The 25,662-nt window shown below is 31.7% G+C and carries 19 protein-coding genes and 1 pseudogene; 6 read left to right on the top strand and 14 right to left on the bottom strand.

Annotation, left to right across the window (positions count from 1 at the left end):
- The 7 genes and pseudogenes from Q0075_RS02810 to Q0075_RS02780 form a co-directional block, all read right to left on the bottom strand.
- Positions 1–463, bottom strand: a pseudogene (locus Q0075_RS02810) (malate dehydrogenase); the annotation flags it as partial.
- 27 nt (positions 464–490) lie between these two features.
- Complete coding sequence (locus Q0075_RS02805; RefSeq protein ID WP_297868195.1) at positions 491–1,522, bottom strand: DUF6588 family protein; 1,032 nt, start codon at positions 1,520–1,522, stop codon at positions 491–493.
- Positions 1,494–3,434: a DNA topoisomerase (ATP-hydrolyzing) subunit B gene (gyrB, locus tag Q0075_RS02800; RefSeq protein WP_297868194.1), complete on the bottom strand. Its 1,941-nt coding sequence runs from the start codon at positions 3,432–3,434 to the stop codon at positions 1,494–1,496. The genes Q0075_RS02805 and gyrB overlap by 29 nt, the downstream gene beginning before the upstream one ends.
- A gap of 260 nt (positions 3,435–3,694) precedes the next feature.
- Positions 3,695–5,311, bottom strand: coding sequence for an asparagine synthase B (asnB, locus tag Q0075_RS02795; RefSeq protein WP_297868193.1), 1,617 nt, complete (start codon positions 5,309–5,311; stop codon positions 3,695–3,697).
- Between the two features lie 235 nt (positions 5,312–5,546).
- Positions 5,547–5,996, bottom strand: coding sequence for a hypothetical protein (locus Q0075_RS02790; RefSeq protein ID WP_297868192.1), 450 nt, complete (start codon positions 5,994–5,996; stop codon positions 5,547–5,549).
- Between the two features lie 100 nt (positions 5,997–6,096).
- Complete coding sequence (locus Q0075_RS02785) at positions 6,097–7,851, bottom strand: TonB-dependent receptor (RefSeq protein WP_297868191.1); 1,755 nt, start codon at positions 7,849–7,851, stop codon at positions 6,097–6,099.
- 67 nt (positions 7,852–7,918) lie between these two features.
- Positions 7,919–10,930 (bottom strand): tetratricopeptide repeat protein, encoded by a 3,012-nt coding sequence (locus Q0075_RS02780; protein WP_297868190.1) that lies wholly within the window; start codon positions 10,928–10,930, stop codon positions 7,919–7,921.
- 188 nt (positions 10,931–11,118) lie between these two features.
- On the opposite strand from Q0075_RS02780, the gene Q0075_RS02775 reads away from it, so the two are divergent.
- From Q0075_RS02775 to Q0075_RS02765, 3 genes are read left to right on the top strand one after another with little or no spacing between them, the layout of a single operon-like run.
- Entirely contained in the window at positions 11,119–11,802 is a 684-nt protein-coding gene (locus Q0075_RS02775; protein WP_297868189.1) for an ATP-binding cassette domain-containing protein, read from the top strand.
- Positions 11,803–12,687: a glycosyltransferase gene (locus Q0075_RS02770; RefSeq protein ID WP_297868188.1), complete on the top strand. Its 885-nt coding sequence runs from the start codon at positions 11,803–11,805 to the stop codon at positions 12,685–12,687.
- A gap of 1 nt (position 12,688) precedes the next feature.
- Positions 12,689–13,624: a glycosyltransferase family A protein gene (locus tag Q0075_RS02765; RefSeq protein WP_297868187.1), complete on the top strand. Its 936-nt coding sequence runs from the start codon at positions 12,689–12,691 to the stop codon at positions 13,622–13,624.
- Here Q0075_RS02765 and Q0075_RS02760 read toward each other — a convergent pair.
- Both Q0075_RS02760 and Q0075_RS02755 read right to left on the bottom strand, forming a co-directional pair.
- The gene (locus Q0075_RS02760; RefSeq protein WP_297868186.1) at positions 13,621–14,025 is read right to left on the bottom strand and encodes an FdtA/QdtA family cupin domain-containing protein; all 405 of its coding nucleotides are present in this window, start codon (positions 14,023–14,025) and stop codon (positions 13,621–13,623) included. The genes Q0075_RS02765 and Q0075_RS02760 overlap by 4 nt on opposite strands.
- A complete protein-coding gene (locus Q0075_RS02755; RefSeq protein ID WP_291109846.1) occupies positions 14,003–14,821 on the bottom strand; it encodes a glycosyltransferase family A protein in 819 nt (272 codons plus the stop codon). The genes Q0075_RS02760 and Q0075_RS02755 overlap by 23 nt, the downstream gene beginning before the upstream one ends.
- 72 nt (positions 14,822–14,893) lie before the next feature.
- Here Q0075_RS02755 and Q0075_RS02750 point away from each other — a divergent pair, with 72 nt between their 5' ends.
- A complete protein-coding gene (locus tag Q0075_RS02750) occupies positions 14,894–16,036 on the top strand; it encodes a glycosyltransferase (RefSeq protein ID WP_297868185.1) in 1,143 nt (380 codons plus the stop codon).
- On the opposite strand, the gene Q0075_RS02745 is transcribed toward Q0075_RS02750, so the two are convergent.
- Genes Q0075_RS02745 through Q0075_RS02725 form a run of 5 tightly spaced genes read right to left on the bottom strand, consistent with a single transcriptional unit; the run spans position 15,999 to position 21,208 of the window.
- Complete coding sequence (locus Q0075_RS02745) at positions 15,999–17,303, bottom strand: hypothetical protein (protein WP_297868184.1); 1,305 nt, start codon at positions 17,301–17,303, stop codon at positions 15,999–16,001. The two genes, Q0075_RS02750 and Q0075_RS02745, sit on opposite strands and share 38 nt — an antisense overlap.
- Entirely contained in the window at positions 17,287–18,558 is a 1,272-nt protein-coding gene (locus tag Q0075_RS02740; RefSeq protein ID WP_297868183.1) for an O-antigen translocase, read from the bottom strand. Before Q0075_RS02740 ends, Q0075_RS02745 begins: the two co-directional genes overlap by 17 nt.
- Positions 18,558–19,130 (bottom strand): acyltransferase, encoded by a 573-nt coding sequence (locus tag Q0075_RS02735; RefSeq protein WP_297868182.1) that lies wholly within the window; start codon positions 19,128–19,130, stop codon positions 18,558–18,560. Before Q0075_RS02735 ends, Q0075_RS02740 begins: the two co-directional genes overlap by 1 nt.
- On the bottom strand, positions 19,131–20,231 hold the full coding sequence (locus Q0075_RS02730; RefSeq protein WP_297868181.1) for a DegT/DnrJ/EryC1/StrS family aminotransferase: 1,101 nt from the start codon (positions 20,229–20,231) through the stop codon (positions 19,131–19,133).
- The gene (locus Q0075_RS02725) at positions 20,228–21,208 is read right to left on the bottom strand and encodes a GNAT family N-acetyltransferase (RefSeq protein ID WP_297868180.1); all 981 of its coding nucleotides are present in this window, start codon (positions 21,206–21,208) and stop codon (positions 20,228–20,230) included. Before Q0075_RS02725 ends, Q0075_RS02730 begins: the two co-directional genes overlap by 4 nt.
- A gap of 189 nt (positions 21,209–21,397) precedes the next feature.
- Between Q0075_RS02725 and Q0075_RS02720 the strand changes: the two genes are divergently transcribed.
- Together Q0075_RS02720 and Q0075_RS02715 are read left to right on the top strand one after the other, a co-directional pair.
- Positions 21,398–23,140 (top strand): gliding motility-associated C-terminal domain-containing protein, encoded by a 1,743-nt coding sequence (locus Q0075_RS02720; RefSeq protein ID WP_297868179.1) that lies wholly within the window; start codon positions 21,398–21,400, stop codon positions 23,138–23,140.
- Positions 23,141–23,236: 96 nt separating this feature from the next.
- On the top strand, positions 23,237–25,662 hold a 2,426-nt coding region (locus Q0075_RS02715; protein ID WP_297868178.1), incomplete at its 3' end, for an amidohydrolase family protein.

The raw sequence follows: 25,662 nt of genomic DNA, 5'->3' as shown, positions 1-25,662 counted from the left end.
AATATTTGAAACGAGAACTATCTAAAGCTCCACCCATTCCAATTACTCTGTTTTTAGGTAATCCGGTAGCTTTTAATGTTAAATAGGTCATTGTATCCATTGGATTAGACACTACTACAATAATTGCATTTGGCGAATGAGTTAATACGTTATCCGCAACCGATTTAACGATTCCTGCATTGATTCCGATTAATTCTTCACGAGTCATTCCTGGTTTTCTTGGAATACCTGATGTAATTACTACTACATCACTTCCCGCTGTTTTAGAATAATCACCTGTTGTTCCGCTTAATTGTGTGTTGAATACAGTTGTTGTAGCACATTGCATGATATCCATCGCTTTACCTTCAGCAAAACCTTCTTTGATGTCTACTAATACTACTTCGCTTGCAATTCCTCTGTACGAAATAACATCTGCACATGTTGCACCTACGTTACCCGCACCAACTATTGTTACTTTCATTTTGTTGTGTATATTAAAATTGTTAAATTAAAATTGATATTGAACACCAATATTTCCGTTTACAAATTTACCAAAAGCAATTGAACTTTGCAGATAAATTTTGCTTATTTGATATCTACCCGAAATTTCTCCTAAAATATTAGTTTTGTCTTTTGCAACTCGCTTTAGAAGTCCATTAATTATATTTTGAACTGGAAATACTTCCTCAATAGAACCTTTATTACCACTTACAACATATTCAAATGCGCTGTGATTCAGGATAAAATTGGTAATCAACTCAAAGCGTTTGAATTCTTTTGAAGCACTTAATTGAAAATGAAAGGTATCTACCAAACCATTCAAATTATTGATTCCTAAATTTCCATAAGCTGTATTTATATCTAAAAAATCAAAACTAATATCTTCTTTCGAATAGATAGCAGCTACTGAAAAATAAATTTTATTATCTTCCATTTTAGAAAAATACTGACTAAAGTTGTGTTTTAATCCAAAACCATACACTTGATAATCACCTCTTTTTAATTTTGTTTTTGTTGAATATCGAGCGATAAATTCAAATCCGTATGGTAGTTCGATTCCACCTTGTAGATAAGGATAAATTACTGTTTCTTGATTTATTCCTTCAGGTGTTTTGAAACGCACTTGCTCTCCCCCTAATTCCCCTACCAAATACACTTGATTATCATTTCCTAAAGCCGTTGGAACTGTAGCTGAAGTCGCGCCTTCAATCTCAAAAAATTGAAAATCAGAATTTTGAATTTGGAATGTTCTATCCGCTTTTGGAACAAAGAAAATATTAGTATGCAAACCTAAATTTACATCCCATTTTTTTCGTTTTTTAGGTGACATTACCCAAGCTGCTGAAGCTTGATAAACCGCAGCATCAGTAGCAGGAACTATATATTGCTGAGAATACAAAAGGGCATCTGATAACAGATACCCTATTTGTTGAATGTCTTGTGGAGAAGTTTGAGCTTCACTTTTTTGTGTAAAAAGGAATGCCATAATCAACCCTAATGTAGTTACCGCTTTATGCATCAATTTTAGCGTAAGCAGCATTTTTCTCAATAAATTCTCTACGAGGCGGCACTTCATCTCCCATTAACATAGAGAAGATTCTATCCGCTTCTGATAAGCTATCGATAGTCACTTGGCGTAACGTTCTGAAATCAGGATTCATGGTAGTTTCCCATAATTGCTCAGCGTTCATCTCCCCAAGACCTTTATAACGTTGAATTGCAGCACTTCCGCCCATTCTTTCGTTAGCTACATCACGTTGATCATCCGTCCAAGCATATTCTTTTTTATTTCCTTTTTTCACCATATATAAAGGAGGAGTTGCAATATAAACGTGTCCGTTTTCAATTAACTCTTTCATATATCTAAAGAAGAACGTCAAAATCAAAGTAGCAATGTGAGAACCATCGACATCGGCATCACACATGATTACTACTTTATGATATCTTAATTTTGATAAATTCAACGCTTTGCTATCTTCTTCTGTTCCTACTGTAACTCCTAAAGCGGTGAAAATATTACGAATCTCTTCGTTTTCAAATACTTTATGTTGCATCGCTTTTTCTACGTTCAAAATCTTACCACGCAAAGGCAAAATCGCTTGAAACGCTCTATCACGACCTTGTTTTGCAGTTCCACCTGCCGAATCTCCCTCAACTAGGAAAATCTCACATCTTGCTGGATCTTGTTCCGAACAATCGGATAATTTACCTGGTAAACCTCCACCGCCCATAACGGTTTTACGTTGTACCATTTCACGCGCTTTTTTCGCTGCATGACGCGCTTGAGCTGCCAAAATTACTTTTTGAACAATGATTTTCGCATCGTTTGGATTTTCTTCCAAATAATTTTCAAGCATTTCAGCCACTGCTTGTGAAACAGGAGAAACTACTTCTCTATTTCCAAGTTTAGTTTTGGTTTGACCTTCGAATTGAGGTTCTGCTACTTTTACCGAAATAATCGCAGTTAAACCTTCACGGAAGTCGTCTCCCGAAATTTCGAATTTCAATTTATCTAACAATCCAGAAGCGTCTGCATATTTTTTCAACGTACGCGTTAATCCCATACGGAAACCTTGCAAATGCGTTCCTCCTTCGTGTGTATTGATATTATTTACATAAGAAAAGATGTTCTCTGTATAACTTTCATTATAAATCAAAGCTACCTCAACTGGAATTTCGCCTTTTTCGTTTTCCATTGAAATTACGTGACCAATAATTGGCACACGATTTCCATCTAAAAACTTAACGAATTCTTTTAAACCTTCTTGAGAATGGAAAGTTTCTGTTCTTGGCTGTCCTTTATCATCGATATCACGTTTATCTGTTAACGTGATAGTAATTCCTTTATTCAAGAAAGAAAGTTCACGTAAACGAGCCGCTAACGTATCGTAAGAATATTCTAAAGTTTGCGTAAAAATAGTACCATCAGGTTTGAAAGTAACGACTGTTCCTCTCTTGTCTGTAGTACCAATTTGCTTTACCGGATAAAGCGCTTTTCCTCTTTCGTATTCTTGTTCGTAAATTTTACCTTCTCTGTGAACTGTAGCTCTTAAATGATCAGAAAGTGCGTTAACACACGATACCCCAACCCCATGAAGACCTCCAGAAACCTTGTAAGAATCTTTGTCGAACTTACCTCCTGCTCCAATTTTAGTCATTACAACCTCAAGAGCCGAAACACCTTCTTTTTTGTGAATATCTACTGGGATTCCACGTCCGTTATCTTCAACAGAAATAGAATTATCTTCATTAATGGCTACATAAATCGTATCACAATGTCCAGCTAAAGCCTCATCGATTGAGTTATCAACAACTTCATAAACTAAATGGTGTAATCCACGAACTCCAGTATCTCCAATATACATGGAAGGACGCATTCTTACGTGCTCCATTCCTTCTAATGCCTGAATACTGTCGGCTGAATAACTCCCTTTTTTATTTTCTTCACTCATAATATTTGTGCTAAATAAAGTATTTTTAATATCAACAAATATAGGTAATTAGATAAAAAGAAGAAATAAAAACCATGGCAACTCATGGTTAAGTTATTAACATTTGTTAATTTTAAACAAAAGTGTCTTAAATCGAATAAAAATCGCCTTATTTTCAATTTTTGACTATTTTTTAATTTCCTCAAAACAGAAGAAATAAAAAAACCTCTTTAAAACGCAATTAAAGAGGTCTTTCAAAACAACAAACCTAATAAAAAATACTAAACCACTTCTTTTTCTACAGCAATTGACACATCAGCTTTCACGTGAGCTGCATTTGCTCTTCCGCTTGGATCTTGGTTTTCTTGCCATTTTGGAATCCATTTACGAACCGTTTGTGCCGCACTTTCTTGTGGAAAATGCTTGTGAAATATCCTTCTGTAATAAAAAGCTTCTTTTGTAACTGGCGTGTTATAGGGAAAGAACAGTTTTGCTTTTTCAAATTCTTCATCCGTTACTTGACTTGAACAATACTCGATTAAAGTATCAATCCAGTTGTAACCTACTCCATCAGAAAACTGCTCTTTCTGTCTCCATAAAATCGCTTCGGGTAAAAAGGGTCTTTCGGGTGTATCGAATGCTTTTCGTAAAATATATTTTTCAATTCCGTCATAGGTTTTTGGCATTTTCTCTTCAGGTCGAATTTTGATTGCTAAATCCAAAAACGCTTTATCTAAAAACGGAACTCTTGCTTCCAAACCGTGTGCCATAGTTGATTTATCCGCACGAAGTAAATCGGCTGTAAACAACTTTTGAACTCGTTCGATGGTTTCTTTTTGGAAATCCAATACCGATGGCGCATTTCTAAAGTACAAATAACCACCGAAAATTTCATCAGCACCCTCGCCTGACAATACCATTTTGATTCCTTTATCCGTAATTGCTTTTGACAAAAAGTACATTGGTGTGCTCGCACGAATTGACGTTACATCATACGTTTCCAAATGCCAAATTAACTTATCTAAAATCTCAATTCCTTGTTCGACTGTGAAATGAATTTCGTGATGTGTAGTTCCAATGAAATCTGCCACTTTTTTTGCTGCAATTAAATCCGGAGCCGAAGCATCTAATCCGATAGAAAACGAATGCAATTCTTGACCACTTCCTTCTAACAATCTTGACGTTATTGATGCAATTAACGACGAATCTAATCCACCAGAAAGTAAAACTCCAAATGGTACATCGCACATTAAACGTTTTTCTACCGCTTGTGTCAAACTTGCGTTTAAAGCTTGTAAATCTAATTTTTCAACTGCTTTTTCATGTGCTTCCCATTCTGGTTTGTAGTATTTAACAAAACCGGTTTTTTCGGTATAATAATGTCCAGGAGGAAATGTTGAAAAAGACTTACATTGGTCGGTAATCGCTTTCATTTCAGATGCAAAATACAAGCGACCTCTTTCATCCATTCCATAATATAAAGGTTTTACTCCTAGTGGGTCGCGAGCCACAATGTAATCATCTCCATCAATAACTACTAAAGCAAAAATTCCATCTAACATATCACAGAAATCGTAACCAAATTCTTCATACAAATGCACTATAACTTCTGAATCTGATGTTGTTCTAAACGTGTGATGTTTTAAAGTCGTCTCTCTTAACTTTTTGTGATTGTATATTTCGCCATTATGTACCATCCAAGCGGAATCTGTTCCTTGAATAGGCTGTTTTCCTGTGTGTAAATCGACAATTGACAAACGCTCGTGCGCCAAAATGTGACCTTTCTCAGTTACATGAATATCGCTTTCATCTGGACCACGATGACTCATTCTTTTTGACAATTGTTGTACTAATGTTGCTTCTTTTCCTTTTCCTATAATGGCTAATATTCCGCACATAACTTTCTTAGTTTAATCGTTGAAATGTTTAATTGTTTAAGTGAAAGAATTAATTCACTTAGTTTGATGAAGCAAAATTGAATATATAAGTTTAAATAATAAACATTAAAATTAATTTTAGTTATAAATTAAAACTAAAAATTAATTTTTTAATTATATTATAAATCAGAAATATTGTTTTACGTTTGTTTTAGTTACAAATCATAAAAAAACCACTCGAGTGAGTGGTTTTGTTTTATTCGATGGATTTAATTTGGAATCGATTACTATTAATTACAACCTCATCTCCGAGACTTTTACCCATTAATTGACTTCCTAATGGTGATTGTGACGAAACAGCAATTATGGTTTTATTTTCGAGTTGGATTTTTGGTAAAGCTGCACTGATATAAAATAACATGTCATTGGTTCGAACCAAGCTTCCGAGCACTACTTTGGTGTGAATTGCATCAGCATCAATCTTATCCACAACATTTTTTTGTTCGATGATTTCTGCTAATTTTTGATTGAGTTTTTCTTGCTCCAAATGCATCATCGACAAAGCGGTTTCGTGCTTATCGCCAGCCGAACCTTTCGCATCGTTTTGCGCATCTTGAGCCAAATCGGAAATCATAAAACGCAAATCGTTTATTTTCTCAGATAATAGGTTTTGGTAATGGGATTTTATTTTTTGTTTGAATGTCATGATTAATGTTTAACCACAAAAGGCACAAAGAAAGCACTAAGGACACAAAAAGACTTTGTGAACCTTGTGTAAACCTTTGTGAACTTTGTGGTTACGTATTTTAAAAATCAAACTTATAATTCGCACCTAACAACACCTGAATTCCTTGCACTGGGAAATTTGCCCAACGGTTGTATTGTTGATTCGCTAAGTTATTTCCTTTTAAGAAAGCGGTTAATCTTGCGTTGTATTTGTAGCCTACATGAGCATTCAAATCGAAATAGCTATCTATTGTAACTACTGTTGAATCAAAAATTGGCGGAAAAACGTCAGCATCTGATTGAACTGTAATTAAATCTTTTCTTTCACCAACAAAAAACACATTCGCACCTGCGTACCATTTTTCATTGATATCAAAATCTACGGTTGAACCAATTTTTAATTGAGGTAAGTTCCATGCTTCCGCTTGCGAATCGGTTGAGTAATTATTGTAAGTTCCGTTGATTCCGAAAGTTACGTTTTTAGAAAAATCGGCTTTTAATTCTCCGAAAATGCTTAGCGTATTTAAATCGTCATATACTATTCCGAATGAATTTCCGAAAGCATAACCGTTTGTATTCGTTCCCGTTCCATCAAAACCATTGCTAACAAATAATGCTCTATCAGCTTGATTTTTATTTGAAGCTCTAACATTGAACGCTACTGAATTTGCCAATTTTCCTTTCATCCCAACATACAAATCGTATTTATTATCGGTTGGTGCAATTGACATTGTTGGCGACACAAATGGATTTTGATCTACGAAATCAGCATACGAATTTTGCTCTAAATCTCCTTCAGCTCCAGCATAAGCTACTAAAATATCACCTACTAATTTGTATGACGCTTTAATATTTGGATAAACAAAGATTTTTCCATCACTTTCTCCGTTAATTTTTGTAGTTGCATAGTACACTCCTGCTCCAATTTGAACAGACAAATCATCTTTTTGATATAAAATACTTGGTCTTGTTCCTGCGATAATATTGCTATATTTTAACTCCGAATCAACATCGTACATTCTATCAAAACTTCCACCTACATAATCCACAACGAAATCTGCTTTTACTTTTTGACTCATCACATCAAAATCGAAATTAGGCTTGATGAAGAAACGATTTTCTCCCGAATCCAATCCATCCGAAAAACGTTTGAATTGCATGCTAGCATCATTAAAAATTCCGTCTTTGAAACTCATTTTTCCGCCTAAAGCAATTGTATTATACGTTTGTTTTGAATCGATTCCTGCAATTGTAGCGTCATCAAAAACAATAGATTCTGTAGGTAAACCGTACCAATTATAAATTTGGTTTTTCACGCCTAAATCAACGTTCCAACTCATATCGCGCTCACGAACTCCATACGTAACATCTAAACTGGTGTTGTAGAATTTATCATCTAAAACCAAACCATCAATTCCACCCTGAGAAGACAAATGGCGTAACATTCCGCCTACATAATTACTTCGGCTTAAGTTTTGCGTAATGAACAATTCCGCATTTATGGTTGGATAATTTCCAAAACCTAAAGTAGCGTAATTGTTGTATAGTTTTTCTTTTTCGGTTTTATCCACTCCTGCAGCTTTTCCTTTTGCTGGCGTAAATGTTGATGCTACAGGAAATGAGAAGATGTTATACTGAATAGGTTCTTTTTTTTGCTCTTCTTCATCTTCTAAAACAGGCGTTTCTTTTACTTTGAAAGCATCTGAAATAGTTGGCGTGTATGGTTTTACAATGTTTACCACTTCCGAACCAATATTTTCATCTTTTACTTGGGCAAAAGAAAATTGGATTCCGAATACAACTAAAACTATGGCGATTATATTTAATTTCTTCATGTTCTATATTTTTAAATGAGATGCTAGATACTGAAACGAGTTCAGCATGACAATTATCTTATTTTTATTAATTTGTGATTGATGAATTACGTTTTGCTTCTTCTCCTTTGATGAAATCCAGTTCTTTTTGCGCTTCTTCGATTACATCTGTATATTCTTTGAAGTTTTCAATTACACTTTCTAAAATGTATGTCGCTTGAAAACTATCTTTTAATCCGTAGAAGTTTTTCGCCATAATTACCAAACTCTTCGCTCCGTAATATTTATAACCTGAATAATCTTTAGCGATTTTTTGTACCACAACATTCGATGGCTCAAACTTACCTTCTTTGTTTTTGAAATACGCATCGTAATACAAAGCTTCAGCTGCTAATTCGCCTTTTGCGATTTTTTGCAATTTAGCATACGCTTCTTTGGCTTTAGCTTCATCATTCGTTTTAATAGCCGAACGCGCTACGATAATTTGAGCATCACTTTTAATTCTATCGTCGATTTTGTCGTTTTTCAATACTTTATCGGCATACACAACGGCATTAGTGTAATCTTGTTTTTCGTAGTACGATTTCATTAAATTAGACTGCGCATAGGTTATATTTTGTGGAAAATCAGCTTCGGTTTCCAAACGTTTTAAAACTGGAATCGCACTGTCATAATTCTTAGCTTTCAAATGCACTTGACACAAACGAGCCAATGCTTGTTCTGTAAATTCATTTCTTGGTTTTGAAACTACAAACTCATAATGTTTCACAGAATTTGCTTCCAAATTATCAGCAAAATACAATTGTGCTAAGTAGAAATTCGCTTTTAAAGCATGAATTCCGTTTGGAAATTTGCTTACATAACTTGAAAATCCTGAAATTGCTTGTTTGTTGTTATTTTGCAAGTATTGTTTTTCGGCAGATTCGTAAGTATCATTATCTAAATCGGCATCTGAAACTTCTACAAACGATAAAGTTTTAACCCAAGCCGCATATTCATCCACTTGACCTTTATCAACATAAATTAAACGCGCAGTTGAAACCGCTTCGATAGATTCTGGTGAATTTGGATATTCGGCTACTACTTTTTTGAACTTAGTAATTGCTAAATCTTCTTTGTTCGAATTATAGTAAATCAAACCTTGTTTTAAAATGGCTTTTGCTACATAGGAACTCGATTTATAACCATTGATTAATCTATCGTAAGTGGTAATTCCTTTTTCGTTTTGGTTTTGATTCACGTAAGTATTTCCTAATTCATACAAAGCATCATCTGCATATTGCGAATTTGGAAACGTTTTGGAAAACTTTTCTAAATCTTCAATTTTACGATCTGGTTTGCTTACAAATCCATAGCTGATTCCTTTTTGGAACGCTGCGTAATCGGCATCAACACTTTTCATATCGATAGCTTTGTTGTACGCATCCATAGCTGGCCAATATTTTGCAGCCATGAAATTACAATCACCCAAACGTAAATACGCATCCGTTAAACGAACTCTATCCTCTTTAGAAGATTTGGTGTAAGCATCAAAATATTGAATCGCATTTTCATATTCTTTCAACTTGAAATACGAATACGCTAAGTTGTAATTGGCATTAGCAAATTCAGGCGTATTTGAAGCTTCAGCCGAATTTAAAAACTGTTTGAAACTCAATTTTGCTTCTTCAAATTGATCCAAATTGTATTCAGTTTCGGCTTTCCAAAAAGTTGCTCTTGCGGTGAATTTTGCATCTTTATTTTCGGCTAACGATTTTTTAAACAAAGCATAAGCACCTTTGTAATCGCCATCGGTATACAATTCCAAACCTCTGTAAAACGTTACTTTTTGATACGCTAATTTGTTTTCTGGAGATTTATTTTTTTCCAATAAAACTAATGCTTCTTTATAGTTTTTTGAAGTGATATACGAACTAATCAACAACGTATTGATTTCCGATTTGTAAGGTGTATTTGGATATTTCGCCATGTAATCATTCATCACTTCCGGAACCGACTTATATGGATTTCCGATTTCGTAACTCAATTTCGCATAATTCAAATAGGAATCTTCTTGAATTTTCAAATCAAATTCCATTTCAGAAGCCGTTTTGAAAGCGTTTAATGCTTGTTGCTTTTTATCGGTTTTTAAATAACTTTCTGCTAAATGATAGTAAGCGTTTTGAGCAACACCATCATTTCCTCCAATAATTTTATTGAATTGCGAAATGGCATTTTCGTAATCTTTTTGTTGGTAATACGTGTAACCTAATTGGTAAAAATCCGTGTTATTCCATTTTCCTTTTTTACCATTATAAGCCAATAAATAAGGAAGTGCTTTGTCGTATTGTTTTAGGTTGAAATAACTTTCTCCTATGATTTTCGACAATTCACTTTTTTCTTCTCCTTTTGATTTAGGCATTTGCTCTAAACCTAAATCGATGGCTTTTTGGAAATTTCCAAGCTTGAAATTCATATCGGCTTGAAAATAGCCCATTTTTTCTTTGTACTTGTCTTGGTCAGAAACTTGATCAAAATATTGATTTGCACTTTTATAATCATCTGTTTCATAAGACATGTAACCTAAATAATATTTCGCCTGACTTCCAAAAGTCTTCGAATTTACTACTTGGTTGAAGTATTTTGTAGCTTCTTTTGTGTTTTTAGCAGTGAAATAAGCATACCCTTTCTGGAAATTATACTTTTCTCTTTCGGCTTGCGACATATTGTTTGAATCCGCTTTGTCGAACCATTCTAATGATTTTGGATAATTTCCTTGATCAAAATAGTAATGCGCTACTTCAATGTAGGCTTGATTCGTTTTTGTACTCGTAGGATAATCTTCTACAAAACTTTCTACCAAAACATCAGCTCCCATTTGGTCCAAACGAATCGCACAATTGGCAATATAGTAAGCACAATCCGATTCTACTTCCATATTGTCGGTTTTCGATTTTACTTTGTCGAATAAAATTTGAGCTGCTTGATACTGTTTGTCTTTGTACAATTCTACCGCGCGATTAAACTCGGTTAATTCGTGCGTGTAAACAGAAGATTGTTGGGCTAAAAGTGTTCCCGAAAAGAACACCATTAAAAAAGCAAGTTTTAAATACTTTATCATGTGATTCGTTATTTATAAGTTCCAAATATAAGGCTTATTGTAAGTATTAACGAAGGTTCTTAACATATTATTGTACAATTTTTGAACATAGTTTTTAACCAAACACAATAATTTTAATCGAAATTGGTTTAAAATTTTGATACAGAACCATAAGTTATTACTTTTACATTTTAAAATCCAATTTATATATGTCACAATCAGTTCTATCCTTAAAAAATGTAACAATTTATCAAGATAAAAATCCGGTTTTAACCGATGTAAATATCGATGTAAAACATGGAGAATTTCTTTATTTAATTGGTAGAACAGGTTCTGGAAAAAGTAGTTTCTTAAAAACGCTTTATGCTGATTTGGCTTTGACAGATGGCGAAGGAAGCATTGTAGATTATGATTTAACAACTTTAAAAGAAAGTGACATCCCTTATTTGAGAAGAAAGTTAGGAGTCGTTTTTCAAGATTTCAAATTACTTTCAGACCGAAGCGTAAAAGAAAACTTATTATTCGTTCTTAAAGCAACTGGCTGGACAGAAAAAGAAGAAATGGATGTTAAAATTGAAGAAGTTTTAGATAAAGTGGGAATGAAAGGTTTTGCTAATAAAATGCCACACCAACTTTCTGGCGGAGAACAGCAACGTGTAGGAATTGCAAGAGCTTTATTAAACGACCCAGAAATCATTTTAGCAGACGAACCAACAGGAAACCTTGACCCACAAACCAGCGTGGAAGTTATGGAAGTTCTAAGAAAAATTAACGCAAACGGAAAAACCATTTTAATGGCGACTCACGATTATGCATTGGTTTTAAAATACCCATCAAAAACGCTTAAATTTGAGGGTGGAAAAATGTTTGAAGTAGTTCAAAGAACGATATAGATGTTATCGGTTTTAGTTCCAATATACAATTATAATGCTTATCCATTAGTTGAAGAACTTCATAAGCAATGTATTGAATTAGGAATTGTCTTTGAAATTTTATGTCAAGACGACGCGTCTAAATCAACTCTTAATATTAATAATGAAAAAATAAATTCACTTTCAAACTGTAATTTTATTTCGCTAGAAAAAAATGTAGCTCATAGACAAAATCGAAACTTATTAGCTAAAAGAGCGAAGTATGAATATCTTCTTTTTTTGGATGGAGACTCAATTGTAATTAATTCTCATTATATCAAAAATTACATTAATAATCTCAAAGAATATGATGTTATATATGGCGGAAGATTACATCCTGAAAACTATCCTTCAAATCAACAAATTCTCAGATGGAAATATGGGAAATTTATTGAAGATAAACTTGCTAAAGATAGATTAAAAAAGCCATATAAGTGTTTACTATTTAACAATACAATTATTAAAAAAGAATGTTTCAATAAAGTAAAATTTGACACAGAAATTACTCTTTATGGGCATGACGATACTCAACTTTCCTATCAATTAAGTTTAATACCATTTAAAATTCATCATATCGATAATCAAATAAAACATGGTGATATTGATTCAAATGAAGTTTACATTAACAAAACAAAAAACAGTATAAAAAGTTTACTTGTACTTTATGCTTCAAAAAAAATTGATTATAGATATGTTTCGTTATTAAAATTATATGTTTTTTTAAAAACAACAAAGCTTCATTTAATAGCCTTATTATTTTACAAAATATTTAAAAATACAATGACCAAAAATTTAGTTTCTAACAATCCGTCATTAATTGTTTTTAATTTATTCCGAATCAGTTATATGTGTTCATTAAAACAATAATATGCCTTTTCTATCAGTAATCATACCTCTCTACAATAAAGGTTTCATTATTTCAGAAACTTTACAATCGGTATTAGCACAAACTTTTACTGATTATGAAGTGGTACTTATAAATGATGGCTCTACAGATAACGGTTTTGAAATTGTTTCTCAATTTTTAGACGAACGAATCAAATGCTTTCAACAAGAAAACAAAGGTGTCGCAGCTGCTAGAAATTTAGGAATTGCTCAGGCAAAAGGAGAATTTATTGCTTTTTTAGATGCAGATGATTACTGGTATCCCAATCATCTAGAAGAACTAGTAAAATTAATAAATGATTTTCCAAATTGTGGCATGTATTGTAGTCGTTACCAAACTATGATAGCTAAAAATCATATTATAAACAATAGTTTTTCTTACAGTTTCGCAGATGATTATAGAGGAATAGTGTCCGATTTTTTTCAAGCTAGTTTAGTAAATCGAATTGCTACTTCATCTTCTATTATTGTTCCAAAAAATATTATTTTAGAATTCAATGGATTTAATATTGCAATTTCAAACGGAGAGGATTTAGAACTTTGGACAAAAATTGCCATAAAGAACAATGTTGCTATTAACAATGTAATTTCTGCGATTTATCATTTTGAAGCACAAAATTCTTTAGCAAAATTAAAATTTACAAAAAAAGCTTTATTAGATTTAAATCAATTTTCCGAAGAAGAAAAAGAAAACAAAAGTTTAAAAAAGTTCTTAGATATTTATAGATTAGAGCACGCTTTACAATATAGGATTGCTGGTGATATTGAAAATTCCAAAAAAATTTTAAAAAATATTACTTCAAATATTCCTACTAAGACAAAAATTTTACTTTCAACTCCAATTTTTGTTTTGCGTTTGCTACTAAAAACAAAACATCTATTAAAAAAATTTGGTGTTGATTTTACAGTATATCACTAAGATTTGGATTCTAGAAATTCTTTAAATTCTCTGATATAATCCTCTTCGTCAAAAACATTTGAAGCTATTACCAAACAAACGGCACCAGAAGAAAAATTCTTCAATTCACGCCAAATTCCATTTGTTACTAAAAGGCCTTCAAAAGGTTTGTTAAGCGTTACTGTTTTTTGTAGATTTCCATCGTTTAAAATCACATCAAAACTTCCTGAAAGTGCAATTAAAAACTCTTGCTGTTCAATATGCGAATGCCCTCCTCGTTCAGCGGCACTAGGCACATCATACAAATAATAAACGCGTTTAATATCAAATGGAATTACATCATTTTCAATTACCGAAAGATTCCCTCTTGGGTCTTCAATTTTTGGAATGGAAAGTATTTTACAATTTTGTATGGTTGACATAAGCTTTTTTTCCTTTAAGCGCTTGACTAAATAAGTTATAAACTTGAGTAATTTTAATTTTACTTTGTTTTAAATCAAAAAATAATTTCAAAGCTACCCAAAATAAATACATTTTGCCAAAAATGCGATAAAAAACAGCACTTTGTACAAAATATAATTCTGAAAAAATTGTTTTTTCTCCTGTTGATAAATCAGAGTGAATCAAAATTGTTTTGGGTACAAAGCCTATATTCAAGCCTTTTTTGATGACATCTGAAACAAAAATAGCCTCTTCTCCCATATAAAATTTCGATCCTAAACCAAAATTCTCATCAAATAATACACCTTTAGATTTGATACTATCCTTTTTAAAAACCAATTCAACAGAAGAAGAATTTAATATCTCAAAATTTGAAAGTTTTGATAAAAAACGTTTTGGATATATTTTCGGTAAATTTCCATTTTCATTTTCATATTGAAATCGAAAACCATCATGATTTGGGTTGGAATTGAATGCGTTTAATACAAAATCATCAAAACCAGACTGAAAAACCACATCATCATCAGTCAAAATAATTAAATCTTTAGAAGCCTTTTGCAATGCTAAATTTCTACTTTTAGACAATCCTTTATCAAAGGAATTGATTACTTCAACATTTTCAAAATTAGATTGCAATAACCTATCAGAAGTCGTTTGATTAATTACTAATAGGTTAAGCGTTGAAAAATCAGAAAATACAAACATCGCTTTCAAAAAATCGAAATTCGTTCGATTCATCGTGGCAATTAAAATTTGAATATCCGATTTTTGATACATATTTGGCAATTGTACTATATTTACACAAAGATAAGAATTTAGAAGTCAGAATTTAGAATTTAGAACCATCACATGAAAATACTTTTGTTAGGCGAATATAGTCGTTTGCACAATTCTTTAAAAGAAGGATTGATAGCGCTTGGTCATGAAGTAACAATTGTGGGTTGTGGTGATAAATTTAAGAAATTTCATATTGATTATTCTATTTATGCAAGAATTTGTAACGATAATAAAATTGCAAATTTTCTATTCAAAGGAATTCGAAAAGTTACAAATCTAGATTTAGAAAAAATTGAAAAAGCCATTCGTTTTTATTTGCTTTTAAATAAGTTTAGCGATTTTCATCATGTACAATTAATCAATTCTGATGCCTTAGAAACATATCCATTTTTATCACGATTTTTATATAAAAAACTATTCCAAAAAATTAAGAACAGAAGTTTATTAATTTGTGGTGATGAAACTCCGATTGTTAATTATTGGTTTCAAAATGAATTAAAATATTCGGTTTTAACACCTTATTTTGAAGACAATTCTTTGGAAAAACATTTTCAGTTCCCTTTAAAATATAGAAAAGATAGTTATCGAAAAACCTTTAAATGGTTGAATAAAAACTGTCAAAAACTAATCACATCTGATTTAGATTATGAAATTTCGATGCAAAAAGTGGGTTTTACAACTACGTTTATTCCAAATCCAATAAATACAGATAAAATTGTTTTTCAACCTATAGAAAACACAAATAAAATCATCATTTTTCTTGGTATTAATCGATTGAGTTATCTTAAAAAAGGAATTAATTATTTCGAAAAAGCTTTAGAAATCATTCGAGAAAAACATACTGATAAAGTAGAAATAGTCGTAACCGAAAACCTTCCGTACAGCGAATATATTTCCATTTATAACAAAGCGCATATTCTACTAGACCAAGTTTTTGCATACGATCAAGGCTATAATGCTTTAGAGGCTATGGCGAAAGGAAAAGTAGTTTTTACAGGTGCTGAAACCGAATTTTTAAATCAATATCAGTTACAAGAAGATGAAGTTTGTATTAATGCCTTACCCAATGAAAACGAAATTGCAGCAAAGCTTTCCTTTTTAATTGAACATCCTGAAAAAATACTGGAGATTTCTAAAAACGCTCGAAATTTTATCGAAAAAGAGCATGATTACAAAACTATTGCAGAAAAGTATTTAGCTTGCTGGGAAGCTTAATATTCTTTTTCAAAAATAAAAGAACTATAATTATCATAATAAATTCAAACGGAAAACTAAAACGATAATTGGTTCCATAAGTTGCCAAAGCTTGCAAAACAGAAGCCGAAAACACAATGGACGACAATAAAAATTCGAGAACAAATTTTCTACTTTTCAAGAACTGAATCAGTTGAAAACCAAAAACAAATAGAAATCCAGCCTTAATTAAAACAATAAGAGCAGACTGCAAATACCAAACTCCCAAAAATAGTTTATTCGCATACTTAAAATTGAACGCTTCATAATTCCAATTGATTGTTGGTTTCCAAAAATCAAACCAAGACTTAGTGATAACTTGTTTCAAATATGCGAATGGATTTTCTTTTATTGCTGCTTTAGCAAATTTCCCCAACTCTACTGAAAATTCTGGCAAAGTTAAATTGTACTTGTCATAAGCGCCATCTTCATAAGCATACCAAATCGCCATTGCCACATCTCGATTTTCTCCAATAGATTTTTCGCGATAGGCAACATACGGTTTTGAAATCCAATCGAATTCTTTTGGAGCATCTTCGGCAAAATAAACACAATTTTGCGCTAAATATAATCCTGAAATTCCTGAAGAGGAAAATTGACCAATGTTGATTTTGTTTACATACGACCAACTCAAAAAAGCTAGCATTGGGAAAATTAAAATCACGAACGCTTTGCTAATAACACTTTTAAAATTGGCCTGATTTAGAATCAACCAAACAAGTAAAAGAAATGGAATAAAAATGTAAAACGATTTAATTAAAACTAAATATCCTAATATAAAACTCATTAGAAAATCGAACTTCAAGCTTTGATTTTGAAAAGAAGTTTTGGAAAGTAAATAAACAAAAGCACTCATTAAAAAAAGCACTAAAGTTTCCACTAAAATACATGTTTCAAAAAAGAAAACATTTAAAAAACAACCAATAAAAAGCGTGAATATTAAGCTATTTCGCTTTGAGAAACCTAAATGATTCAACGTTTTATATTGAAAAACAGAAGTTATAATTCCTAATCCAAATTGAATAAAAATAACCGCATATAAATTAGAATTCACAAAAGAAATCAACAATGGATAACCGGGTGAACGCAATCCATTATAATTTGAAAAATCAAAATTTGAAACTCTTTGCGCTAAGTCGATATATCCTTCAGAATCGGGAAAAATGGTTACTGAAGAATAGAATATCGAAAACAAAATCAATCGAAATAGAACTTCGATTGCGATAAGTAGCTTAAGATTTTTTGACATAAATCAATTTTCTAAAAAAATATAAAACTACTAAAAAAGTAATCACATTGGCATAAAAATAAGCCATAACAGCACCTTTAACTGAAAATTGTTTCAATAAAAACAAAACGCCAAAATAAAATAACAGATTAAAAACGAGCTCAATAATTAAATACTTATTTACCATTGCTTTTACTAAAATTTGGTAACCAAATGCTAAGGTCATAATCTTAAATAAATCGCCTAATAACTGCCAAATTAAAAGTGATTTCACCATTTGAAACTTCGATGCTAATACATAATCAATTATCCAATTTTTAGCTACAAATACCGAGAATAAAACCAATATAAATAAAGGAACTAAGGTCTTAAAATAATATCCCAATTCCTTTTTAAACTCATCATCTGTATTTAATGCTGAAAGTTTTGGAAGATAATACATAGATAAACCAGCACTAAAAAACATCATGTAAAATCCTGAAATTCTGTTGACTGCTTCCCAGTTTCCGGCAGCATCAAGTGAAATATCTGTAATTAGTACATTTCGAATTAACAATGATGTCAGAGGAATTACAATAGCACTAACTAATGCCATTAATAAGAACTTTTGAATACTTTTTAAATACGTAAAATCGATATTTTTTAAAGTATTAAAATAGTGAAAAGCTTCATTTTTTCCTAAAAAATATAATGTACAAAGCAATAGTAATACATCTGAAATCACCAAAATTAAAATGGCTCCTTCTAATTGATTTCGTATAGTAAAATAGGTTGTAAAAGCAAAAATAACAATAGAACTTACCAATTGTAATGCAATTAATTTCTTGAAAAATTGTTGAGCATTTAACAACGCAGCCAAAAAAGATTGGAATGTAAAAAAAGGCAATAGCAATCCAAACAAAATTAAAAAGTGTGAATACTGATTGGATTGAAAAATCAATTGACTCCATTGTGAAGCAAAACTGATGATAATTACGGAGCAAACGATGGTTATGATTCCAAAGAAGGAAAGGAATGAAGAAAAAATCTTTTTTCGCTGTTCGGCTTCCTTGTTTTCAATAAACAACTTGATAAAACCTTCTTTAAGACCCACAATGCTTATCGACTTGAAAATACTTGTGAAGTTTCTCAAATTCCCCATAAAAGCCATACCGCTTGGACCTAAATAAACCGACACAATATTAACGGAAATCAGACCTAAAATAAATTGCACAAAAACTGCAATCGCATTAAGCGACAATACTTTTAATAAAATATGTCGTTTAAAAAATGACACTATTTGATTTCTTTTATGATTTGCGCAGGATTTCCAGCAACAATTGCATTTGAAGGAACACTTTTAGTTACAACCGAACCATTTCCTACAACCGAATGCTCACCAATTGTAACTCCTTTCAAAATGGTAACATTATCACCAATGAATACATTATTCTCAATTACGATTTCAGCTGATTTTGGTATTCCAGAAAGACGATTATCAATTTCTAAGGAATGCCCGTCGTTATCTAAAATGGAACAATTTATCCCAATCAAAACATTATCATGAATTGTGATTTTTGATAATGCTTCAATGGAACAATGGTTATTTATTGAAACATTATTTCCGATGCTAATTTCACTTTCAGAATTTCTTGCTTCAAAATAAGAATAATGTGAATAATAGTTAGACGAATTTACAACTCCAATTTGAACATTTTTACCAAATGAAATCTTCCCTTTTCCATTTAAAAGCAAAGGATGATATAATTTAGGTTGACCCAAAACTTGCTTACACGAAGACAAGCTTTTATATTTTAAAATGCGAAGCTTTACAAAAGCAAATTGTTTCAATTGATGCAAAATTCCCATTTAGTAGTTGTTTAAAGTTGTGATTATGTGCTGAATTTCGGATGCATTTAAACTAGAATTCAATGGAATACTCAACACTTCTTTATGAATTTTTTCCGTAATTGGAAATGATAATTGATTCCAATTGGCTAACGCTTTTTGTTTGTGTGGCGGAATTGGATAATGAATCATCGTTTCAATTCCGTTTTCTTTTAAATAATTTTGCAAATCCATTCGGTTAGAAGTTCTGATAACAAACAGATGAAACACGTGATTTTGAGATAAATCCCAACTTGGCATTACAATTTTATCGTTTTTAATTTCCGAAAGATAGCGCTTTGCCATACTTCGGCGAAAATCATTTTCCGAATCTAATTGCTTCAATTTGATATTTAGAAAAGCGGCTTGTAATTCGTCTAATCTTGAATTAACTCCTATAATTTCATTCTCATATTTAACTTTAGAACCATAATTTCGCATCGAAAACAAAACATTTGCTAGCTCATCATCATTCGTTGTAATAGCACCTGCATCGCCTAAAGCTCCTAAATTTTTTCCTGGATAAAAACTAAAAGCAGCAGCATTTGACAAATTTCCAGCTTTCTCATTTTCTGAAAACTGACTTCCGTGCGCTTGAGCTGCATCTTCAATAACTAAAAGATTGTGCTTTTTAGCGATTTCGTTTAAAGCTTTCATTTCACACAATTGTCCATATAAATGAACAGGTAAAATAGCTTTAGTTTTAGATGATATTTTAGCTTCAATTTCGTCTGGATTGATATTATAAGTTTCCAATCGTGGTTCAACTAAAACGGGAACTAAATCAACTTGTAAAATTGCTAGAATACTTGCAATATAAGTGTTTGCCGGAACGATAACTTCATCACCTTTTTGTAACTTTCCAAGGTGGATGTAAGCTTTGAAAATCAAAACCAATGCATCTAAACCGTTACCAACACCAATACAATGTTTCGTTCCGCAGTAAGTGGCGAAATCCTTTTCAAACTGTTTTACTTCATCACCTAAAATATACCAGCCAACTTCTAGAAATTGCTTCATCTTTTTCTGAAAAGCAGTTTCAAAAGGTTGGTTTAATTTTTTTAAATTTAGGAAATGTATCATAGTAAAACGTTTTCTAAAAGTGGATAATTCTTAGTTTCAATCTCATAAAAATTTTGAACAATGGTTCGTGCTCCAAAACCTTCTTTCCAAAACAGCAATCCTTTATTGATATTTTGTCCTTGATTTTCATTTGAAATTCCGAAATCGAAATACTTTTTATTACGAAACGTATACGTTATTAATCTGTTGTGTAAAAAATCTAAACTTCCGGTTGTATTTTTCGATTCATCGGCTGAGATATATTGCGAATGCGCTACAAAATCACTTTCAAAAACAGTAGTTCCTGCTATGATTTTTCCTTCTTTATAGACATTGAATTGTCTGATATTATTTGGAAATTTTGATTTTAACAACATGATTTCTTCAAGCGAATGAACAGGTTTTGCCTGATGCTTTTGTGCTAAATTAGGAATTAATATTTGATTCCAAAACGAAGTAAAATCTTGTTCTTCTCTAAATTCTAATCCAAAATCGGTTCCTCTTTTTATACCTTCTGCCCTACTGTTGCTAAATTCGAAATCGGTTTCTAAATTAATGACTGACAAACTATCTCTACGAATTAATTTTGCATTTAAAATAAAACTTAAATACTCCATTTCATCAGAAGGTGATTCGTGATAAATAGTTGGCAATTGCTTCATTTGAAGAGAAGAAACACCATTTTCATTCAAAAATTTTAATACTGAATGTACTATTTCAATTACTTCTTGAAGTCTTGTTTTCTGATTTAAAACCAAACCTCCATAGGTCAATCCTTGATGAGAATACAGCGTATTTTCTACTTTATTTGCAGGTAAAATGGCTTTCAAATGGTTCTTTTCATCAAAAATCAAAAGCGAATAATCTTCAAATCGATCTTGATGATATTCCATAAAATCGCGATGAAACAAGAATGTTGCATTTTTAGCATGGGCTACAAAATTGTTCCATGTAGAATAAAATTCGGCTTTATATATTTGTATGTGATACTTTTTCAAAAAAGTAATTTTTAAAGTGGAAAATTACTAAATTTTTTATGGTATCTGATTTCTTTGGTATGTTTTTTAAAAAAATATAGTAATTTAGAACCAAATTTTCACAAAATCAACATGTTGAAAAAATTATATTGTCTCATTATTATTTGTCAATTTCTTATTCCATCTTGTATTAAAGCACAGGATATTTCCTTGTACACACAAATTAATGGTAGATATGATTTTACATTTATTGGCAACACAATGGGGCCGGATGAAAACGAATTTCAATATCCAACATTTTTATATACCGAATCATCAGCTACATTAAATTTGGCAAGTAATGATCGTATTGAAAGAGCTTATTTATATTGGGCTGGAAGTGGGGTTGGTGATACAAATGTAAAATTAAACGGAATTGATATGTCGCCCGATATCTTGAGTACAGTTGTGGGAACTTCAAGCAATCTTACTTATTTTAGTGCTTTTAAAGATATAACCAGTTTTGTTCAATTAACAGGCAATGGTCTTTACACGCTTTCCGATTTCGATTTAAATGACTTGGTTACCACCTATTACGACAATGCAACACAATTTGCGAGCTGGGCAATTTTAGTAGTTTATGAAAATCCTAATTTAACACTGAATCAATTAAATATTTATCAAGGTTTAGAAGCTTTATCACCGAATCGTCCATTAGGAATAATTGATAATATGACTATTCAATTGGATAATCTTTATTTAATAAGTAATACAGGGGCTAAAATTGGATTTATAGCTTGGGAAGGTGATCGATTAATACAATTTGAAGAAAAATTGAGTTTCTCTGCTAACGGAACGACTAATGTTTTAAGCAATTCTTTAAACCCAAGCTTTAATGCATTTAACGGAACGAATACAGAAACAGGCGCCACAAACTTATACAACATGGATTTAGATGTTTATTCCATTGAAAATTACATTGTTCCAGGAACCACATCTGCATCCGTTTCACTTCAATCAGGTCAAGATTATGTAATGTTAAATACAATTGTTACCAAACTAAATAGTCAATTACCTGATGCTACAATTGTTTTGGAAAATCCAATTTCAATTTGCAATTCAAGAGAAGTTACTGTTGATTATACCGTTTCAAATTTAAATAGCACTGAAGTTTTACAAGCCAATACTCCAATAAGTTTTTATATTGAAAATCAAGTCATAGCTACTACATACACTCAAAATATAATTCCAATTGGAAGTTATGAAAATGGTACTATTACATTAACTATTCCAAACTCTATTCCTTCAAATTTCACATTAATTGCAAATGTTGATGACACTGGAAATGGAACTGGAATTAGATCTGAATTAATTGAAACTAATAACTCATTTCAAATAGAAATTGAATTAACAGTATCACCAACCTTTAATAGTTTAAATCCTTTAACATCATGTAATCTTGGATTAACTAAAGGGCTTTTTAATTTTTCAAGTTATTTTGAAATGGTTAAAACAAATCCTACTCATTTAATTTCTTTTCATGAAACCTATAATGATGCTGTACATAATATAAATCCTATTTTGAACAGTTCAAATTACAATGCAGTTACCACTCCAAAAGAAATTTTTGTTCGTATTGATAACGGATGCTTTTCAATTACTTCGTTTTTATTACAAACCGAAAATTGTCCACCAATAGTTTATAATGCTGTTTCTCCTAATAGTGATGGTTCAAACGATGCCTTTTTTATTGATGGTCTTCGCGATATTTTTGTGAATTTTGAATTGTTAATTTACAATCGTTGGGGTAAACTTTTATGGACAGGAAATAATAACAAAGCTGATTGGAATGGCTATGTTGATGAAGGAATTGGAAGTTCATTAGCTCCTTCTGGCACCTATTATTACATTCTTTACTTGAATGACTCAAATTACCCAGATCCGTTAACAGGTTACCTATACTTAAACAGATAATTTAGTTAACAAAAGTTAAATTTTATTAAATCTATTTCTTACAATATTAAAATTGAAGATAATTTTTATCTTTAGCCTTTACAAAAACTAAAAATCATGAGATACTTATCGTTATTGTTAGTATTCTGGCTTACAATTAGCAGTCAAGCACAAGAATATTTTCCAAAAAATGATGGCGTAAAACAAAGTTTTAAAAACTACACTGCGTTTACAAATGCCACCATTTATGTATCAGCAACGCAACAAATTGAAAAAGCAACGCTGTTAATCAAAGAAAACAAAATTGTAGAAGTTGGCACAAATGTTTCTATTCCAAAAGGAGCTACCATTATTGATGCTACAGAAAAAACAATTTATCCTTCATTCATCGAATTGTATAGTGAATTCGGAATTAACAAGCCTACTCCAAGACCTAGTGGTAACTTCACTCCTCAATACGATACCAATCGTGAAGGGTATTATTGGAACGACCACATCAAACCAGAATACAATGCGTATGAAAACTTAAGCTACGATTCAAAAACAGCAGGAAGTCTAAGAGAAGCTGGTTTTGGAACGGTTTTAAGTCATCACAATGATGGTGTTATTGCTGGAACCGGTTTGCTTTGGACCTTAAACGACTTCGGCACAAACGCTGATAGAATTGTAAAAAACAAAGTATCGCAACATTTTACATTTAGCAGAAGTAAATTTACAAAGCAAAGTTATCCTTCATCCATGATGGGAAGTATGGCTTTAATTCGTCAAGTATTTCATGATGCGAAATGGTATGCACAAGGAAACGCAACCAACAAAGATTTATCTTTAGAAGCTTTCAATGCGAACAAATCTTTATTGCAAATCTTTAATGCTGGAGATAAATTAAACGCATTAAGAGCAGACAAATTAGGAGATGAATTCGGAATAAAATACCTAATCAAAGGAGGCGGAAACGAATTTGAACGCATCGATGAAATTAAAAAATCAGGAGCAACTTTTATTATCCCATTAAATTTTCCAGATGCTTATGATGTTTCTGACCCCTATTTAGCACAACAAGTAAGTTTGAGCGATATGAAATTTTGGAATCAAGCTCCGTTCAACTTGAAAATTTTGGCTGAGAATAATGTACCTTTTGTACTTTCAACAGCTGATTTAAAAGAAACAAAATCGTTCTTATCAAACTTAAGAAAAGCCGTTTTATATGGTTTACCAAAAGACAAAGCGTTATTAGCCATAACAGAAAATCCTGCAAAATTGGTCAATCAATTTGATAAAATAGGTTCTATTTCAAAAGGAAAATTAGCGAACTTCATCATCGTTTCAGGTGATATTTTTGAGGACAAAAGCAACATCTTAGAAAACTGGGTGCAAGGAAATCGAAACATCATTGATAAAATCAATCCAACTGATATTAGAGGAACTTATGATTTAGTATTCGACAACCATAAATTCGAACTAAAAATTGAAGGTGAAACTTCAAAATTTGAAGCAAAAGCTATGAAAGATAGCATCAACTTTGGAACAAAAATTCAATTTAATGATCCTTGGGTGAATTTAGTAATCAAAAACCAAGATACTACAAAAGCAAATTTCGTTAGACTTTCAGGAACATTTGTAAAAGATATGATGCAAGGAAAAGCTGTTTTAGAAAACGGAAACGAAACTTCTTGGACAGCAACTAAGAGAACAGCTGAAGTTAAAGAGGATAAAAAGAATGACGACAAAAAAGACGAACCAAAAGTTCCTTCAATGTATGCTGTAACGTATCCAAATATTTCGTTTGGAACAGCTGAAAAACCAAAACAAGAAACTATTTTATTCAAAAATACAACCGTTTGGACAGGTGAAAAAGACGGAATTCTAAAAGAAACCGATGTTTTAATCCAAAACGGAAAAATTGCAAAAATTGGCAAAAACTTACCTTCAACTGGAGCAAAAGTAGTTGACGGAACTGGAAAACATTTAACGGCTGGAATCATTGATGAACACTCACATATTGCTATTTCAAATGGAGTAAATGAAGGTGGTCAAAATTCATCAGCAGAAGTTACCATTGAAGATGTTGTAAATTCAGATGATATTAATATTTACAGAAATTTAGCGGGTGGCGTTACTTCGGCTAACTTATTACATGGTTCTGCAAATCCAATTGGTGGTCGTGCGGCATTCATCAAATTAAAATGGGGTTATGCTCCAGACGAAATGTTAGTAAAAGATGCTCCAAAATACATCAAATTTGCTTTAGGTGAAAATGTAAAACAATCGAATTGGGGAGATTTCTCGAGAAACCGTTTCCCACAATCGCGTATGGGTGTGGAACAAGTATATGAAGATTATTTCACAAGAGCTATTGAATACAAAAATGAATGGGATACTTACAAATCAGGTAAAAATAAAAAAATGCCAAGATTTGATGTAGAAATGGAAGTTTTAGGCGAAATTTTAGCTAAAAAGCGTTTTATCACATGTCACTCTTATGTACAATCGGAAATCAATATGTTGATGAAATTAGCAGAACGTTATGGATTCAAAATTCAAAC

Source organism: uncultured Flavobacterium sp. (assembly GCF_937967675.1).
Lineage (GTDB): Bacteria > Bacteroidota > Bacteroidia > Flavobacteriales > Flavobacteriaceae > Flavobacterium.
The sequence above is the reverse complement of the archived record's forward strand: the minus strand, read 5'-3'. Positions and strand labels throughout refer to the sequence as shown.

Bases quoted from the DNA above. Each gene is read 5' to 3' on its own strand.
- Q0075_RS02805 (WP_297868195.1), bottom strand. From the start codon at position 1,522: ATGCTGCTTACGCTAAAATTGATGCATAAAGCGGTAACTACATTAGGG.
- gyrB (WP_297868194.1), bottom strand. From the start codon at position 3,434: ATGAGTGAAGAAAATAAAAAAGGGAGTTATTCAGCCGACAGTATTCAG.
- asnB (WP_297868193.1), bottom strand. From the start codon at position 5,311: ATGTGCGGAATATTAGCCATTATAGGAAAAGGAAAAGAAGCAACATTA.
- Q0075_RS02790 (WP_297868192.1), bottom strand. From the start codon at position 5,996: ATGACATTCAAACAAAAAATAAAATCCCATTACCAAAACCTATTATCT.
- Q0075_RS02785 (WP_297868191.1), bottom strand. From the start codon at position 7,851: ATGAAGAAATTAAATATAATCGCCATAGTTTTAGTTGTATTCGGAATC.
- Q0075_RS02780 (WP_297868190.1), bottom strand. From the start codon at position 10,930: ATGATAAAGTATTTAAAACTTGCTTTTTTAATGGTGTTCTTTTCGGGA.
- Q0075_RS02775 (WP_297868189.1), top strand. From the start codon at position 11,119: ATGTCACAATCAGTTCTATCCTTAAAAAATGTAACAATTTATCAAGAT.
- Q0075_RS02770 (WP_297868188.1), top strand. From the start codon at position 11,803: ATGTTATCGGTTTTAGTTCCAATATACAATTATAATGCTTATCCATTA.
- Q0075_RS02765 (WP_297868187.1), top strand. From the start codon at position 12,689: ATGCCTTTTCTATCAGTAATCATACCTCTCTACAATAAAGGTTTCATT.
- Q0075_RS02760 (WP_297868186.1), bottom strand. From the start codon at position 14,025: ATGTCAACCATACAAAATTGTAAAATACTTTCCATTCCAAAAATTGAA.
- Q0075_RS02755 (WP_291109846.1), bottom strand. From the start codon at position 14,821: ATGTATCAAAAATCGGATATTCAAATTTTAATTGCCACGATGAATCGA.
- Q0075_RS02750 (WP_297868185.1), top strand. From the start codon at position 14,894: ATGAAAATACTTTTGTTAGGCGAATATAGTCGTTTGCACAATTCTTTA.
- Q0075_RS02745 (WP_297868184.1), bottom strand. From the start codon at position 17,303: ATGTCAAAAAATCTTAAGCTACTTATCGCAATCGAAGTTCTATTTCGA.
- Q0075_RS02735 (WP_297868182.1), bottom strand. From the start codon at position 19,130: ATGGGAATTTTGCATCAATTGAAACAATTTGCTTTTGTAAAGCTTCGC.
- Q0075_RS02730 (WP_297868181.1), bottom strand. From the start codon at position 20,231: ATGATACATTTCCTAAATTTAAAAAAATTAAACCAACCTTTTGAAACT.